This window comes from Streptomyces sp. P5F9, assembly GCF_057961495.1.
In genome coordinates, this window is record NZ_JBXVPZ010000216.1 from 1 (window position 1) to 16,076 (window position 16,076).

General features: G+C 70.2%; 13 protein-coding genes. 11 read left to right on the forward strand and 2 right to left on the reverse strand.

The window, feature by feature from the left end:
* From AC31A1_RS29280 to AC31A1_RS29300, 5 genes are all read left to right on the forward strand, one after another.
* Positions 1–838 (forward strand): SCO0930 family lipoprotein (locus AC31A1_RS29280; RefSeq protein ID WP_489656203.1); only part of this gene is annotated, 838 nt, incomplete at its 5' end.
* 341 nt (positions 839–1,179) lie between these two features.
* The gene (locus AC31A1_RS29285) at positions 1,180–1,992 is read left to right on the forward strand and encodes an SAM-dependent methyltransferase (protein WP_489656204.1); all 813 of its coding nucleotides are present in this window, start codon (positions 1,180–1,182) and stop codon (positions 1,990–1,992) included.
* Positions 1,989–4,124: a putative bifunctional diguanylate cyclase/phosphodiesterase gene (locus AC31A1_RS29290; RefSeq protein WP_489656205.1), complete on the forward strand. Its 2,136-nt coding sequence runs from the start codon at positions 1,989–1,991 to the stop codon at positions 4,122–4,124. Before AC31A1_RS29285 ends, AC31A1_RS29290 begins: the two co-directional genes overlap by 4 nt.
* A 113-nt stretch (positions 4,125–4,237) precedes the next feature.
* Positions 4,238–4,570 carry a nuclear transport factor 2 family protein gene (locus AC31A1_RS29295; RefSeq protein WP_489656214.1) on the forward strand — a complete coding sequence of 111 codons (333 nt, stop codon included), beginning with the start codon at positions 4,238–4,240 and terminating at the stop codon, positions 4,568–4,570.
* 95 nt (positions 4,571–4,665) lie between these two features.
* Positions 4,666–5,445: an oxidoreductase gene (locus AC31A1_RS29300; protein ID WP_489656206.1), complete on the forward strand. Its 780-nt coding sequence runs from the start codon at positions 4,666–4,668 to the stop codon at positions 5,443–5,445.
* Positions 5,446–6,080: 635 nt separating this feature from the next.
* On the opposite strand, the gene AC31A1_RS29305 is transcribed toward AC31A1_RS29300, so the two are convergent.
* Entirely contained in the window at positions 6,081–6,962 is an 882-nt protein-coding gene (locus AC31A1_RS29305; RefSeq protein ID WP_489656207.1) for a LysR family transcriptional regulator, read from the reverse strand.
* 120 nt (positions 6,963–7,082) lie between these two features.
* Between AC31A1_RS29305 and AC31A1_RS29310 the strand changes: the two genes are divergently transcribed.
* The 6 genes from AC31A1_RS29310 to AC31A1_RS29335 all read left to right on the forward strand — a co-directional run bounded on the left by AC31A1_RS29310 (position 7,083) and on the right by AC31A1_RS29335 (position 13,668).
* Positions 7,083–7,754 carry a succinate dehydrogenase gene (locus tag AC31A1_RS29310; protein ID WP_489656215.1) on the forward strand — a complete coding sequence of 224 codons (672 nt, stop codon included), beginning with the start codon at positions 7,083–7,085 and terminating at the stop codon, positions 7,752–7,754.
* 1 nt (position 7,755) lies between these two features.
* Positions 7,756–9,708 (forward strand): fumarate reductase/succinate dehydrogenase flavoprotein subunit, encoded by a 1,953-nt coding sequence (locus AC31A1_RS29315; protein ID WP_489656208.1) that lies wholly within the window; start codon positions 7,756–7,758, stop codon positions 9,706–9,708.
* Positions 9,705–10,454: a succinate dehydrogenase/fumarate reductase iron-sulfur subunit gene (locus AC31A1_RS29320; protein ID WP_489656209.1), complete on the forward strand. Its 750-nt coding sequence runs from the start codon at positions 9,705–9,707 to the stop codon at positions 10,452–10,454. The genes AC31A1_RS29315 and AC31A1_RS29320 overlap by 4 nt, the downstream gene beginning before the upstream one ends.
* A gap of 253 nt (positions 10,455–10,707) precedes the next feature.
* Entirely contained in the window at positions 10,708–11,481 is a 774-nt protein-coding gene (locus AC31A1_RS29325; RefSeq protein WP_489656210.1) for a GNAT family N-acetyltransferase, read from the forward strand.
* On the forward strand, positions 11,481–12,416 hold the full coding sequence (locus tag AC31A1_RS29330) for a lysophospholipid acyltransferase family protein (RefSeq protein WP_489656211.1): 936 nt from the start codon (positions 11,481–11,483) through the stop codon (positions 12,414–12,416). The genes AC31A1_RS29325 and AC31A1_RS29330 overlap by 1 nt, the downstream gene beginning before the upstream one ends.
* 121 nt (positions 12,417–12,537) lie before the next feature.
* A complete protein-coding gene (locus tag AC31A1_RS29335) occupies positions 12,538–13,668 on the forward strand; it encodes an alanine--tRNA ligase-related protein (protein ID WP_489656212.1) in 1,131 nt (376 codons plus the stop codon).
* A gap of 74 nt (positions 13,669–13,742) precedes the next feature.
* On the opposite strand, the gene AC31A1_RS29340 is transcribed toward AC31A1_RS29335, so the two are convergent.
* Positions 13,743–16,076: ATP-binding cassette domain-containing protein (locus AC31A1_RS29340; protein ID WP_489656213.1), on the reverse strand; the 2,334-nt coding region annotated here is incomplete at its 5' end.

Sequence of the window (16,076 nt, forward strand, 5' to 3'; positions counted from 1 at the left end):
CACGGCGGCGGCCGGAGGTTACGGAAGCGTCGGCGCCACGGCGAGCGCCAGCACCGGTGCCGGCAACGGCTACGGCGCGGACGGCCAGCAGGCCGCCGCCGCGGAGCCCGCGGGCCAGCTGACCGTTGCCAACAACCCCGACCTCGGCAAGGTGCTGAGCGATGGCGCCGGCCTCACCCTCTACCGTTTCGACGCCGACACGGCCAATCCCCCCAAGTCGAACTGCGACGGCGACTGCGCCACCGCCTGGCCGCCGGTTCCCGCGGACGACGCCACGGCCGGCGCCGGTATCGACAAGGCCCTCCTCGGCGAGGTGACCCGCACCGACGGCACCAAGCAGCTGACCATCGGCGGCTGGCCCGCCTACCGATACGCCAAGGACGTCAACGCCGGTGACGTCAACGGCCAGGGCGTGGGCGGCAAGTGGTACGCGCTCGCCCCCGACGGCAAGAAGGCGACCCTCGCCTCGCTGCCCGGCCTCTCCGTCCGCAAGGACGCCAAGCTCGGTGACATCGTCGTCGACAAGAACGGCCACACGGTCTACCGCTTCCTCAAGGACAAGGCGTGGCCGAAGTCCGTCTCGAACTGCCTCGGCGCCTGCGCGGACAAGTGGCCGGCCGTGGGCATCGTCTCGGCGAACGACACCAAGGGCGTGCAGAAGAAGGGCCTCATGGGCTTCACCCGGCCCGACGGCGTCAAGCAGATGACCGTCAACTGCTGGCCCATCTACACCTTCTCCGGTGACACGGCCGCCGGACAGACCAACGGACAGGGCGTGGGCGGCACTTGGTACGCCGTCTCCCCTGAAGGCAAGCCGGTCGGCGCGCCCGCGGAGTAGCGAGAACCTCCCCAGGGTTGATCGCCCCCCGCCCACTCGGCACCCGAAACGCGGAAGGGAGGGTCGCGGGCAAGCGACAGAAATGCCGAACAACACAGCAGCGCGCGCGACCCCAGGTCCGCCCCCTCCGCACCGCACGGAGGGGGCGGGCCGCTTTGGCGTATTCCATGCAGCAATTCCGGCATTCTCCGCGCTTCTCCGCATGTCCCGCACGTCAATTCGGCACGTGCCACCGGCAATCAACGGGAACGGATGGTCAATTTCCGTTTCCGCTCGACCCTTTGGCGGGCGATCAGTAGCCTCAACTCGAACACCGGATCGCCTACGCCTTGGAGAGATACATGGAGCGTCCCGCCTGGGCACCACGAAGCATCGACATCTCGGTGCCGAGCGTTTCGCGTATCTACGACTACTACCTGGGCGGTTCGCACAACTTCGAGGTCGACCGGGAAGCGGCCCGCAAGGCCATGGAGTTCCTCCCGGGACTTCCCAAGATCATGCAGGCGAACCGGGCGTTCATGCGCCGGGCCGTACGATTCGCGGCCGCCGAGGGCATCACCCAGTTCCTCGACATCGGCTCCGGAATTCCCACCTTCGGAAACGTCCACGAGGTGGCCCAGGCGGCCAGCCCCGGCGCCCATGTCATGTACGTCGACCACGACCCGGTGGCGGTCGCGCACAGCCAGGCCGTCCTGGCCGGCAACGAGACCGCGGACGTGGTCGCGGCCGACCTCCGCAAGCCCCAGGAGATCCTGGCGAGCGCCGAGGTGCAGCGGCTGATCGACGTAAATCGGCCAGTGGCGCTGCTTCTCGTTGCCATACTGCACTTCGTGGAAGACGCGGACGACCCGTACGGAGCGGTGGCACAGCTGCGCGAGGCACTCGCGCCCGGCAGCCTGCTGATCCTCACCCATGCCTCGTACGAGGGAATCCCGTTGCCACCGGAGCGGGCGGAGGGCGCGGTGGACGTGTACAAGGACATTCGCAATCCGCTGATCATGCGCTCGCGCGAGGAGATCGCGCGGTTCTTCGAGGGGTACGACATGGTGGAACCGGGACTGGTGCCGATGCCGGAGTGGCGGCCGGACACAGTGCTGGAGGACGAGGATCCGTACTCCTTCTCCGGATTCGCCGGCGTAGGACGCGCGGCGTGATCGCCGAGCCGGACGGGCCGGAGGGCAGACTGCGCAGGTTCGCGACCATCTGGAGCCGGGCGGTGTTCCCGGCGACCTCCACGTCGCTGACCCGGCCCGAGTTCGAGGAACTGCTCCTGCCGCTGGCACGGCGGTTGAGCGAGGCGCTGCGCGCCAGGACCTTCGAGGCCGAGGAGGGCAAGGCGGTCGGCGCCGCCCTCGTCTCCGCGCACTGCACCGACCCCGACGCCCTCACCCGCACCCTGGAGTGCGTCGACGCCTACCTGGTGCTCTACTGCGGCGGCGAGGGCTCCCAGGAGGATCTGCGGATCCGCTCGGCCCGCCTCCAGCACGCCATGGCCGCCGGCTTCGCCCAGGCACTGCGCGAGCGCACGCTGGCCGAGCAGGAGGCCATCTCCGTGGCCGCCCTCCAGGCCCAGGGCGTCGTCGCGCAGGCCCTGCACGCGACCGAGGCCCGCTTCCGCGCGGTCTTCGAGGGCGCGGCCATAGGAATCGGCATGGCCGACCTCGACGGCAACATCCTCCAGGTCAACGGCGCGCTGCTGCGCATGTTCGGCATCAACGACCAGACCATGGGCGGCCGCAACGTCCGCGAGTGGACCCACCCGGACGACGCGCCCCAGACCTGGACCCTCTACGACGAACTCGTCCGCGGCGAGCGCGAGCACTACCACGTCGAGAAGGCGTTCTACCGGCCTGACGGAACGGTCCTGTGGACCAACCTCACCGTCTCCCTGCTGCGCGACGCCGACGGCAACCCGCAGTACCAGCTCGCCCTCATGGAGGACACCACCGAGCGGCGGCTGCTCAACCTGCGGCTGCGCTACGAGGCGACCCACGACGCCCTCACCGGCCTCCCGAACCGCACCCTGTTCTTCGAACGCCTGGAGAAGGCGCTCGGCGCGGGCAACAACCAGCGGTTCGGCCTGTGTTACCTCGACCTCGACGGCTTCAAGACCATCAACGACAGCCTCGGCCACGCGGCCGGCGACCGGCTGCTCGTCGAGGTCGCCGACCGGTTGCAGTCGTGTGCGACCGCACCCGGCGAGATGGTCGCCCGGCTCGGCGGCGACGAGTTCGTCGCGCTGACCACCGGCCCCGACACCGAGCGCGAGGTCGACGAACTCGCCGGCCGCATCATGAACGCGCTGATCACCCCCGTCAGCATCGACGGCCGTGACCTCACCGTGCGCGGCTCCATCGGCATCGTCGAGGGCCCGGCCGGCGAGCGCGGTCCCGCGGAGGTGCTGCGCAGCGCCGACATCACGATGTACCGCGCCAAGTCGGCGGGCGGCAACCGGTTCGAGCTCGCCGACCCGGAGGCCGACGCCCGCGCGATCACGCGCCACGGCCTGACCACGGCCCTACCGGCCGCCCTGGACCGCAACGAGTTCTTCATCGAGTACCAGCCGCTGGTCCACCTCGGCGACGGCAGCGTACGCGGCGCCGAGGCCCTGGTCCGCTGGCTGCACCCGCAGCACGGCGTGCTGAGCCCCGACCGCTTCATCCCGCTCGCCGAACACACCGGCCTGATCGTCCCGTTGGGCCGCTGGGTCCTGGAGCAGTCCGTACGACAGGCCCGCGCCTGGCGCGAGACGTACGGCGACGACGTCCCCCTGCGCATCAACGTCAACCTCTCGCCCTGCCAGCTCACCCACCCCGGCCTGGTCCAGGACACCGTCGACATCCTGGAGCGCACCGGCGTCGCCCCCGACGCGCTCTGCCTGGAGGTCACGGAGTCGGCCCTGATCGGCGCCGACGACGACCTCCTGAAGCCGCTGCGGCGCCTCGCCGAGATGGGCGTCGACATCGCCCTGGACGACTTCGGCACCGGCTACTCCAACCTCGCCAACCTCCGCCGTCTGCCGGTCAGCATCCTCAAGCTGGACCGCTCCTTCACCCAGAGCATGCAGCAGTTCCCGGCCGACCCCGTCGACCTCAAGATCGTCGAGGGCATCGTCTCCCTCGCCCACAGCCTGAACCTCGCGGTGACGGTCGAGGGCGTCGAGACGGGCGCGCAGGCCGAGCAGTTGCGGATACTCGGCTGCGACACGGCCCAGGGCTGGTACTACGCCCGCCCGGGCCCGCCGGAGCGACTGCACGACTTGGCGCTGGTGGACGCGACGGGGTGAGGGCGTAAGCCGGTTGCGGGAGGGCCGGGCTCGCGGGTGATCATGTGCGGGTGAATCGAGAAGCACATGCGTCGGACGACGTGAACAAGGCGATCGAGGGCGAACTGGCCCTCATGGACCCGGCCGTCCGCTCCTCCCGCAGTGAGGCCGTCCGGCTGCTGGACCCCGAGTACGTCGAGGTCGGCGACTCGGGCCGGCACTACACGTACGAGCACATGCTGGCCTGGCTGCCCGAGCACGCGGGCAGCGCGGCGGACGGTCCCCGCTACGTCCCGTCGGCCATCACGGGCATCGTCCTGGCCCCGGGCCTGGTGCAGCTCAGGTACGAGACGGACTTCGCCGGCCGCCGCGCCCGCCGCACCTCCCTGTGGCGCAAGCGCGACGAGGCGACGGGCTGGCGGATGTTCTACCACCAGGGGACTCCGGTGCCGCCGGACATCGACTAGGATCTGTGCGAGGGGCGTCGGCGGGAGAGGATGCCTACGTGGCGGACGAACAGCCGCCCGTCTCTCGCCGCATCTCGCTGAAGGAGTTGGGCTCGATGAGTACCGAACTGCAGGGCAGGACCGCCGTGGTGACGGGCGCCAGCAAGGGCATCGGGCTGGCCGTCGTGGCGGCGCTGGCCGGGGCGGGGGCCACCGTCGTCGCCGGGTCGCGCACCACCACCGAGGGGCTGGACGCGCTGGTCAAGGAGTTCCCGGTCACCTGGGTGGCCGTGGACCTGGCCGAACCCGGTGCCGCCGAGCGGCTGATCGAGGCGGCGGACGGGCGCGTGGACATCCTGGTGAACAACGTCGGCACGGCACCGCCGCGCACCGGCGGCTTCCTGTCCGTGACCGACGAGGACTGGCAGCGCACCCTCGACCTGAACCTCCTCACGGCGGTACGCGTCACCCGGGCCGCCCTGCCCCTGATGCTGGCCGCCGGGAAGGGCTCCGTGGTCACCATCGGCTCGGTCAACGCCACCCTGCCCGACCCGCTGGTCATCGACTACAGCGCGGGCAAGGCCGCCCTGGTCGCCTTCTCCAAGGCACTGTCCAAGGAGGTCGGCCCCAAGGGCATCCGCGTCAACACCGTCAGCCCCGGCCCGGTCGAGACGGAGCTGTGGCTCGGCGGCGGTGGCGTGGCCGAGACCGTGTCGGCCGCCACCGGCCTCACCCCGGCCCAGGTCGCGGCCCAGGCCGCCGGCGCCACCGTCACCGGCCGCTTCTCCAAGCCCGCCGAGATCGCCGACGTGGTCCTCTTCCTCGCCGGCGACCGCGCGGCCAACCTCACCGGCAGCGACCTGGTGATCGACGGCGGACTCATCCCGACCTGGTGAGCCGCACCGGAGCCGAGTGGCGATTAACTCCCGTACGTCGGCGCCCGGTTGTCGCTGCTTCTACGACGGCTGCCACAACCGCCATAGGCACTGGCGACCGGATGAACCACCCGGCCCACGGCTCCCGCAGCACCGGCCACGCCTGACGCCCGCGCCGACGCCCAGGTGAACCGGCGAGCCGGCGGCTCCCGCCACACCTGCCACGATCGGCATCCGGCCGCCGCGCCCGGGTGAGGCGCTGCGGCCCACGGCTCCCACGGCATCCGCGTCAGGGTCCCGCCGAGCTCGCGGGGTTCCCGGCTTCCACAGCGGCCGGCGCTTCGGCGACCGCGCCCGAGTGGGCCTGGGAGGCCGGGCTCCCGCAGCACCTGCTGCGCCGGGCATCAGCGACAGCGTCCGGGTGAGGCGCTGCGGCTCACAGCTCCCGCAGCACGCGAACCAGGGCCCCGCCGAACTCGCCGAGTTCATCACCTCTGCCATAACCGACATCCGCGCCCGCCGCCTCCCGGGTCCGCGCAGCCCACCGCTTCCGTTGCAACCGGCATCCGCACCAGCCCCGCCGAGTCCGGGCAGCCCACCGCTTCCGCTTCAGCCGGCATCCGCACCAGCCCCCCGCCGAGTCCGCGCAGCTCACCTCACCGCTCCAACAACATCCGCTGCAACTCCCTCGCAGCCCGCGGCGGAGCCACATCGCTGCGATGCGCGAGCGCGATCGTCCGGTGCAGCCCGGGACGGGCCAGCGGGGTCACCCGCAGCCCCCGCCCGGACTTCGTGGCGACCATGCGCGGGACTACGGCCACGCCGAGTCCCGCCCGGACGAAGCCGAGGACCGCGTCCATCTCGCCGCCCTCCACCGCGAAGTCCGGTTCGAAGCCCTCGGCACGGCACGCGGCGACGGTCAGTTCGCGCAGGTCGTAGCCGTGCCGGAACATGACCAGGCGCTCGCCCTCAAGGTCCGGGATCCGGACCGTCCGGCCGCGGCCCGGCGCCGGCGCCTCCGGTGAGGACACGATCACCAGGTCCTCGCGCAGCAGCTCCACCGTCGTCAACGCCGGTGAGGGGGTGGGCAACGGCAGGACCACCAACGCCAAGTCGAGGGCGCCGCGCGCGAGTTCGCGTACGAGATCGTGCGAACCGCCTTCCTCGATCAGCAGCCGGATGCCCGGATAGCGATCGTGGAAGGCGCGCAGGACGTCCGGGAGCAGGCCCGTGCACAGGCTCGGGGTCGCGCCCAACCTGATCCGCCCGCTTCGGAGTTGGGCCAGTTCCTGCACCTCGTGCCGGGCCGTGTCCGCGTCCGCCAGGATGCGCCGGGCCAGCGGCAGCAGCGCCTCGCCCGCGTCCGTGAGCGTGATGTTGCCGCGGGCCCGCAGGAACAGATCCGCGCCAAGCTCCCGCTCCAGCGCCTTGATCTGCTGGGACAGCGAGGGCTGCGCTACATGGACCAGATCGGCGGCCCGGGTGAAGTGCCGGGTCTCGGCGACCGCCACGAAGTACTGGAGTTGCTGGAACTGCATGCACCGATGATAGCCGCAGCCTATCGAAACCAGGCATGCCATGTCTTGGACCGATCGGGCCTCGGGCGTCTAGCGTCCGTAGACATGGCTCTGGCAACGCGGACGGACCGACGGCCGTCGATGGCGCGCACGGTGTGGGACAGCTCCGTCGGCAAGAAGACAGTGATGGCGGTCAGCGGCCTGATCATGCTGCTGTACCTGGTCGTCCATATGATCGGGAACCTGAAGATCTTCTTCGGCGCGGGCGAGTTCAACCACTACGCCCACTGGCTGCGCACCGTCGGCGGACCCTTCATGCACTACGAGTGGACGCTCTGGCTCATCCGGATCGTCCTCGTCGTCGCCGTGGTCGCCCACGCCGTCTCCGCGTACCAGCTCAGCCGCCGCGACATCAAGGCGCGCCCCAGCAAGTACGTGCACAAGAAACGCCGGGCGACCTACGCCACCCGCACCATGCGCTGGGGCGGCATCATCCTCGCCCTGTTCATCGTCTGGCACATCCTCGACCTGACGACCGGCACTGTGCACTCCGGCGGCTTCCAGGAGGGCCACCCGTACCAGAACGTGGTGGACACCTTCTCCACCTGGTACGGCGACGTCATCTACATCGTCGCGATGCTCGCCCTCGGCCTGCACGTCCGGCACGGCTTCTGGAGCGCCGCCCAGACCCTCGGCGCCGGCAGCCGCAGCCGAGACCGCGCCCTGAAGACCGTCGCCAATGTCCTCGCGCTGCTGCTCACGGCCGGCTTCATCGCCGTCCCCGTGGGCGTCATGACCGGAGTGGTGAGCTGAAATGGCCCTTGAATACGCCGACTTCACGACCGGGGAACCCGTCACCGACACCAAGTCGCCCACCGGCCCCATCAACGAGCGCTGGGACACCCGCCGTTTCGAGGCCAAACTCGTCAACCCCGCCAACCGGCGCAAACACACGGTGATCGTCGTCGGCACCGGCCTCGCGGGCGGCTCAGCCGGCGCCACCCTCGCCGAACAGGGCTACCACGTCGTCCAGTTCTGCTACCAGGACTCCCCGCGCCGCGCCCACTCGATCGCCGCCCAGGGCGGCATCAACGCCGCGAAGAACTACCGCAACGACGGCGATTCCGTCCACCGCCTCTTCTACGACACCGTCAAGGGCGGCGACTTCAGGGCACGGGAGTCCAACGTCCATCGCCTGGCGCAGATCTCGGTGGAGATCATCGACCAGTGCGTCGCGCAGGGCGTGCCGTTCGCGAGGGAGTACGGCGGCCTGCTCGACACCCGCTCCTTCGGCGGTGTGCAGGTGTCGCGGACCTTCTACGCCCGCGGCCAGACAGGGCAGCAACTCCTTCTCGGCGCCTACCAGGCGCTGTCCCGGCAGATCGCCGCCGGGAACATCGAGATGCACCCGCGCACCGAGATGCTCGACCTGATCGTCATCGACGGCAAGGCACGCGGGATCGTGGCGCGCGACCTCATCAGCGGCCGTATCGACACGTACTTCGCGGACGCCGTCGTCCTCGCCAGCGGCGGCTACGGCAACGTCTTCTACCTGTCGACGAACGCCATGAACTCCAATGCCACCGCCGTCTGGCGGGCCCACCGGCGCGGCGCGCTCTTCGCCAACCCGTGCTTCACGCAGATCCACCCCACCTGCATCCCGCGCACCGGCGACCACCAGTCCAAACTCACGCTGATGAGCGAGTCGTTGCGCAACGACGGCCGGATCTGGGTGCCGAAGGCCAAGGGCGACACGCGCCCCGCGAACCAGATCCCCGAGGACGAGCGCGACTACTACCTGGAGCGCATCTACCCGGCCTTCGGCAACCTCGTGCCCCGCGACATCGCCTCCCGCGCCGCGAAGAACGTGTGCGACGAAGGCCGGGGCATCGGCCCCGGCGGGCAGGGCGTCTACCTCGACTTCGCCGACGCCATCGGGCGGTTGGGGCGGAAGGCCGTCGAGGAGAAGTACGGCAACCTCTTCGACATGTACGCCCGGATCACCGCCGAGGACCCGTACACGGTTCCGATGCGGATCTACCCCGCCGTGCACTACACGATGGGCGGCCTCTGGGTCGACTACGACCTCCAGACCACGATCCCGGGCCTGTTCGCGATCGGCGAGGCCAACTTCTCCGATCACGGAGCCAACCGCCTCGGCGCCTCCGCGCTGATGCAGGGTCTCGCCGACGGCTACTTCGTCCTCCCGGCGACGATCAACGACTACCTCGCCCGGAACCCCGGACACGAGGAGATCGGCGTCCAACACCCCGCCGTACAGGAGGTGTTGGCGGAGACCGAGGACCGCCTCAACCTCCTCCTCGCGGTGGACGGCGACCGCACCCCCGACTCCTTCCACCGCGAACTCGGCGAACTCATGTGGGAGTTCTGCGGCATGGCCCGCACCGACAGCGGACTGCGCAAGGCGCTGGAACGGATCCCGCAGATCCGCGAGGAGTTCTGGCGGCGGATCAAAGTCCCGGGCACCGGCGAGGAGTTCAACCAGTCCCTGGAGAAGGCGAACCGGATCGTCGACTACCTCGAACTCGCCGAGCTGATGTGCCTCGACGCACTCAACCGCGCCGAGTCCTGCGGCGGCCACTTCCGCGAGGAGTCGCAGACCCCGGACGGCGAAGCGGAGCGCAGGGACGGGGAGTTCAGCTACGCGGCCGCCTGGGAGTTCACCGGCACCGGCTCATCTCCCGTACTGCACAAGGAAGACCTGGTCTTCGAGTACGTCCACCCCACCCAGCGGAGCTACGCATGAAGCTCACCCTGCGCGTCTGGCGGCAGAAGAACGCCGACGCCGAAGGCGCCATGTCCACCTACCAAGTGGACGGAATCTCCACGGACATGTCGTTCCTGGAGATGCTCGACACCCTCAACGAGGAACTCATCCTCAAGGGAGAGGACCCGGTCGCCTTCGACCACGACTGCCGCGAGGGCATCTGCGGCGCGTGCAGTCTGGTGATCAACGGAGACGCGCACGGCCCGGAGCGCACCACCACCTGCCAGCTCCACATGCGGTCCTTCGAGGACGGCGACACGATCGACATCGAACCGTGGCGCGCCTCCGCCTTCCCGGTCGTCAAGGACCTCGTGGTGGACCGCTCGGCCTTCGACCGGATCATCCAGGCCGGCGGCTACATCACCGCCCCGACCGGCGCCGCCCCCGAGGCCCACGCCACCGCCGTACCCAAACCGGACGCCGACTTCGCCTTCGAGCACGCCGAGTGCATCGGCTGCGGGGCGTGCGTCGCCGCGTGCCCGAACGGGGCCGCGATGCTGTTCACCTCCGCCAAGGTCAACCACCTCAACGTCCTCCCGCAGGGCGCGCCCGAGCGCGAGACCCGCGTCCTCGACATGGTCGCGCAGATGGACGACGAGGGCTTCGGCGGCTGCACCCTCGCCGGCGAATGCGCCACCGCCTGCCCGAAGGGCATCCCGCTGGTCTCCATCACCGGCATGAACAAGGAGTGGCTGCGGGCCACCCGCAAGGTCGCCAAGCGCTGAAGCCCCGCACGAACTCCCTTGGGGGAGAAGAACGTTCGCCGACAAGGTGCGGACGGGCGGGACCGGGAGTGGTGCTCATCCCCGGTCCCGCCAAGCACCGGGGCGTGAGGACGCCGTTCAGCAACCCCACATCCCGGCTCCGGGCACAGGTCACGCGCAGGACGCCCGGCGTAGGAAGAACTGTTGCGGCTGGACGTACGGAACCGGCCAGCCAGTTCCCCTCGCCGAACCCGGCCCGTGATCAGGGAGAGCCATGACCGGCGTTTCCACCCTCGACCGTCCCTCGCAGCCCGACGCGCCGACCCGCTACACCGTCACGCTCGCCCGCGACGAGGACGAGGTGCGTGCCGCGCAGCGGCTGCGGCACGACGTCTTCGCCGGGGAGATGGGCGCCCACCTGTCCAGCCCGCAGCCCGGCCTGGATGTCGACGCCTTCGACGCCTACTGCGACCACCTCCTCGTCCGCGACACGGTCACCGGGCAGGTGGTCGGCACCTACCGGCTGCTGCCGCCCGAGCGCGCCGCGGTCGCCGGACGGCTCTACTCGGAGAGCGAGTTCGACCTCGCCCCCCTCGACTCGATCCGCCCGGGCCTCGTCGAGGTCGGCCGCTCCTGCGTCCACCCCGACCACCGCGACGGCGCCGTCATCGGCCTCATCTGGGCCGGCATAGCCCGCTACATGGTCGACCGCGGCCACGAATGGCTCGCCGGCTGCTGCTCCATCCCGCTCGTTGACGGCGGCGCCCTCGCCGCCGGCACCTGGGACCGGGTCAGCGCCAAGCACCTCGCCCCGGAGGAGTTCCGGGTACGGCCGCTGCTGCCCTGGAGCGCCGACGGCGTGACCCGCCCCGCCGGGCGCGTCGAACTCCCGCCGCTGCTGCGCGGATACGTCCGCCTCGGTGCCTGGGTGTGCGGCGAACCCGCCCACGACCCGGACTTCGGGGTCGCCGACCTGTACGTGCTGCTGTCGATGCGCCGGGTCAACCCGCGCTATCTGCGGCACTTCCTCTCGCTCGTCCCGGCGTGATGAGCGTCTGGCTGCCCAGCGCGCCCTGCACCCCCAGGGCGTGCATCGAGTCGAAGGGGTCCGTCACGGCCGTACCGCGTGCCGTCCTGCGCTTCGTGACCGTCCTGGTCGTGGTGGCCGCCGGGGCCGCACTCACCCCTGTCGGCGGACGGGTCCCCGCCCGCGCGGTGCGCTGGTGGTGCCGGACGATCGTCCGGTCCGCCGGCATCCGGCTCCGCATCACCGGCACCACCACGTCCACCGGCGGGCTGCTGCTGGTCGCCAACCACATCTCGTGGCTGGACATCCCGCTGCTGGCCGCCGTACGCCCGGCCCGCATGCTGGCCAAGGCCGAGATCCGGCACTGGCCCGTCGCCGGGACACTCACCGCGGGCAGCGGCGCCCTGTTCATCGACCGCGACCGGCTGCGCGCGCTGCCCGAGACGGTCGCCTCCATCGCGGGCGCCCTGCGCGCGGGCGGAGCGGTCGCCGTCTTCCCCGAGGGCAGCACCTGGTGCGGCCGGGCCCAGGGTCACTTCCGGCGGGCCGTCTTCCAGGCCGCACTGGACGCCGGAGTCCCCGTCCAGCCCGTCGGCCTGCACTACCTCACCGACGGCACCGCCAGCACCGCCCCCGCCTTCGTCGGCAGTGACTCCCTCCTCACCTCGGTGTGGCGGGTCGTGTCGACGCGCGGGCTCGTCGCCGAGGTGGAGGTGGGCGAGACCATCGCCCCCGGCAGCCACCCCGACCGCCGCTCCCTCGCCCACGCGGCACAGGCCGGGGTGACAGCTCAGCCCCAGCATCAGGACCACTGCACGTCGGTGGCGCAGGCCCCGGTGAAAATCCGCAGGACGGTGCGGAGGCGTCCTGTTAGCGTGGCGTCCATGAGGATCATCAGGCATACCCACACCACCGCGACCGCGCGAGCGACCAGCTCGCCGGCCGCCGACGCCTGACCTCACCTGACCTCTCCCGGCGGCCGGAAACGGACCGCCGGGACGTGTCGTTTCCAGCCCTCTCGCACGCTGCCCCGCGGTCCCTTCCGGTCCCTATCCGACCCGCGAAGGACGCACCAGCATGAACACCGACGACATCGTCCGTACGTTCCTCGACTTCTACCGCGAACGCGGGCACGAGCTGATCACCGGCAGCTCGCTCCTGCCGCCGCCCTCGGACCCGGTCCTCTTCACCACGTCCGGCATGCACCCGCTCACGCCGTATCTCCAGGGCCGCCCGCACCCACAGGGGCGGCGGCTCGTCAACGTCCAACGCTGTCTGCGCACCACGGATCTCGACGAGGTCGGCGACCTCACCCATCTGACCGTGTTCGAGATGCTCGGCTCATGGTCGTTGGGCGACTACGACCATCCGCAGAGCCTGCGTTGGGGGTACGAGCTGCTGCGGGACGGCTTCGGCATCCCGCGCGAGAAGTTGTACGTCACTGTCTTCGGCGGCGATGAGCAGGTGGGCCCCGACCTTGAATCGCTGGACACCTGGCGGGAGTTGGGTGTGCCGGTTGAGTCGACCCGGGACGAGAACTGGTGGTCCAACGGGCCGTTGGGGCCCTGTGGGCCTGACTCGGAGATCTTCTTCTGGACCGGCGACGGGCCGCCGGAGGGTAGCCCGACCGGTGACCCGCGTTGGGTGGAGATCTGGAACCACGTGCACATGCGGTACGAACGTGGCGAGGACGGTGGGCTTGTGCCGCTGCGGCAGGTCAACGTCGACACGGGCATGGGGCTGGAGCGGCTTGTGTCTGTCCTTCAGGGGCGGCGGTCGGTCTATCAGACGGATCTGTTCGAGCCGTGGACCCTGACGGTTTCGCTGTTGTGGGAGCTGGACGAGCGCTCGATGCGGGTGGTCTGTGATCATCTTCGGTCGAGTGTTGTCGTCCTGGGGGAAGGGGTGCGGCCTTCCAACACCGGGCGTGGGTATGTGGTGCGGCGGTTGATTCGGCGGCTGCTCACGGTTCTGTGGCGGGGTGATGACTCGCGTACGTTGTCCGACTTGCCGGGGGAGCTTGTTGGTACCGGCACTGTGCGGGGGGTGTTGCTGGAGGAGGAGCGGCGGTTCTCTCAACTTCTCGTGCGGGGGCGGCGGGTGTTGTCTCGGCCGGAGTTTCGGGGGGTGTTGAGTGAGGAGGACTTTCGCTACCTCCATGACACGTATGGGTTGCCCCGGGAGTGGGTTGCCGGGCTTCAGAGGTAGTTGGTTGGGTGCGGGTGTGTGGGGGCTGGTCGCGCCCACGCGGCGGAGCCGCACATTGATACAGCCCCGCGCCCCTAAGAAGTTGCCATCGCCCTTGCTAGAAAGGGTGCCGTAGTGCTTCCGGGCGCCCTTGCCACCTCACCGGGTGGGCCCGCCGCCACGATCCTGCCCCCCTCTTCCCCTCCACCCGGGCCCAGGTCGATCACCCAGTCCGCGCCCGCCACCACGGCCATGTCGTGTTCGACCACCACCACGGTGTGGCCGGTGTCGACGAGGCCGTGGAGCTGGCGGAGGAGGACCTCTACGTCGGCCGGGTGGAGGCCGGTTGTCGGTTCGTCGAGGAGGTAGAGGGTGTGGCCGCGGCGGCCGCGTTGCAACTCCGTGGCCAGTTTGATGCGTTGGGCCTCGCCGCCGGACAACTCGGTGGCGGGCTGGCCCAGATGGAGGTAACCGAGACCCACGTCCAGCAGCGCGGCGAGGCTGCGGGCCACGGACGGGGTGTCCGCGAAGAACTCCGCCGCGCTCTCCACCGTCAGGTCGAGGACCTGCGCGATGTTCCGTCCCCGGTACGTCACTTGGAGCGTCCCGGGGTTGTAGCGGGCCCCGCCGCAGTCCGGGCAGGGTGCGTAGGTGCTGGGGAGGAAGAGCAGCTCTACGCTGACGAAGCCCTCGCCCTGGCAGGTCTCGCAGCGGCCGCCCGTCACGTTGAAGGAGAACCGGCCTACGCCGTAACCCCGTTGGCGCGCTTCGTCCGTCGACGCGAACACCTTGCGGACGACGTCGAAGAGGCCGGTGTACGTCGCCAGGTTCGAGCGTGGAGTGCGGCCGATCGGTTTCTGGTCCACCGACACCAGGCGTCCCACGCCCGGGAGTTCCTCGGTGATCTCGCCGATCAGCGTGGATTTGCCTGAGCCCGAGACGCCGGTTACCGCTGTGAACACGCCCAGGGGGAACTCCGCCGTCACGTCACTCAGGTTGTGCCGCGTCACCGGGCCCACCTTCAACTCGCCTCGCGGTGAACGGACTTCGCGGGTCGGCGAGGGGGAGTCGTCGAAGAGGAAACGGGCCGTCGCCGATTCCTGCACCGCCGCAAGCTCTGCCACCGGTCCGCTGTGCAGTACCCGTCCGCCGTGCTCGCCGGCCAGTGGGCCCACGTCCACCAGCCAGTCGGCGGCGCGCATGACGTCCAGGTGATGCTCCACCACGAACACCGAGTTGCCCGCGGCTTTCAGCCGGTCCAGGACGGTGAGCAGGGCCTCCGTGTCCGCGGGGTGCAGGCCGGCGGACGGTTCGTCCAGGACGTAGACGACACCGAAGAGGCCGGATCTCAACTGGGTTGCCAGGCGCAGTCGTTGGAGCTCGCCTGCCGAGAGTGTGGGGGTCGCTCGGTCCAGGCTGAGGTAGCCGAGGCCCAGTTCGAGGATCGGGGCGATGCGGGAGGTGAGGTCCTCGGTGAGGACGCGTGCCGCCTCCGATGTGCCGTGGAGTGTGTTCGCCAAGTCCGCGAGTGGTAGCGCGGCCAGGTCGGCGATCGTGCGGCCCGCGATGGTCACCGCGAGGGACTCGGCGCGCAGTCTGCTGCCTCCGCAGACCGGGCAGGGGGAACTCGTCAGGAAGCGTTCCGCCTTCACCCGTAGGGTCGGGCTCTTCGTGTCCGAGAAGGTCTTCATGACGTAGCGGTGGGCGCTCATGTACGTGCCCTGGTACGGGCGTTGGATGCGGTCCGCGTCCCGGATGGGATGGACCGTCACCACCGGTTGCTCGTCCGTGAACAGGATCCACTCCCGCTGTTCGGCGGGGAGTTCGCGCCACGGCACGTCCACGTCGTAACCGAGGGTGTCGAGGATGTCGCGCAGGTTCTTGCCCTGCCAGGCGCCCGGCCATGCGGCGATCGCGCCCTCGCGGATCGACAGCGAGGGGTCGGGGACGAGGGACTCCTCGGTGGTGCGGTGGACCCGGCCCAGGCCGTGGCACTCCGGGCATGCGCCCGCCGCCGTGTTGGGGGAGAAGGCGTCGGAGTCGAGGTGTTCCGCGCCGGGTGGGTAGTCGCCCGCTCGGGAGAACAGCATCCGGAGGGAGTTGGAGAGGTTGGTGACCGTGCCCACCGAGGAGCGGGAGGTGGGGGTCGAGCGGCGTTGCTGGAGCGAGACCGCCGGGGGCAGGCCGGTGATCTCGCCCACCTTCGGCGCGCCTACCTGGTGGATCAGACGGCGGGCGTACGGCGCCACCGACTCGAAGTAGCAGCGCTGGGCCTCCGCGTAGATCGTGCCGAACGCGAGGGACGACTTTCCGGAGCCGGAGACGCCTGTGAACACGGTCAACACGTCCCGCGGGATGTCGACGTCGACGCCCTGGAGATTGTGCTCGCGGGCGTCGCGGACACGGACGTAGGAGTCAGGGACGTGGGG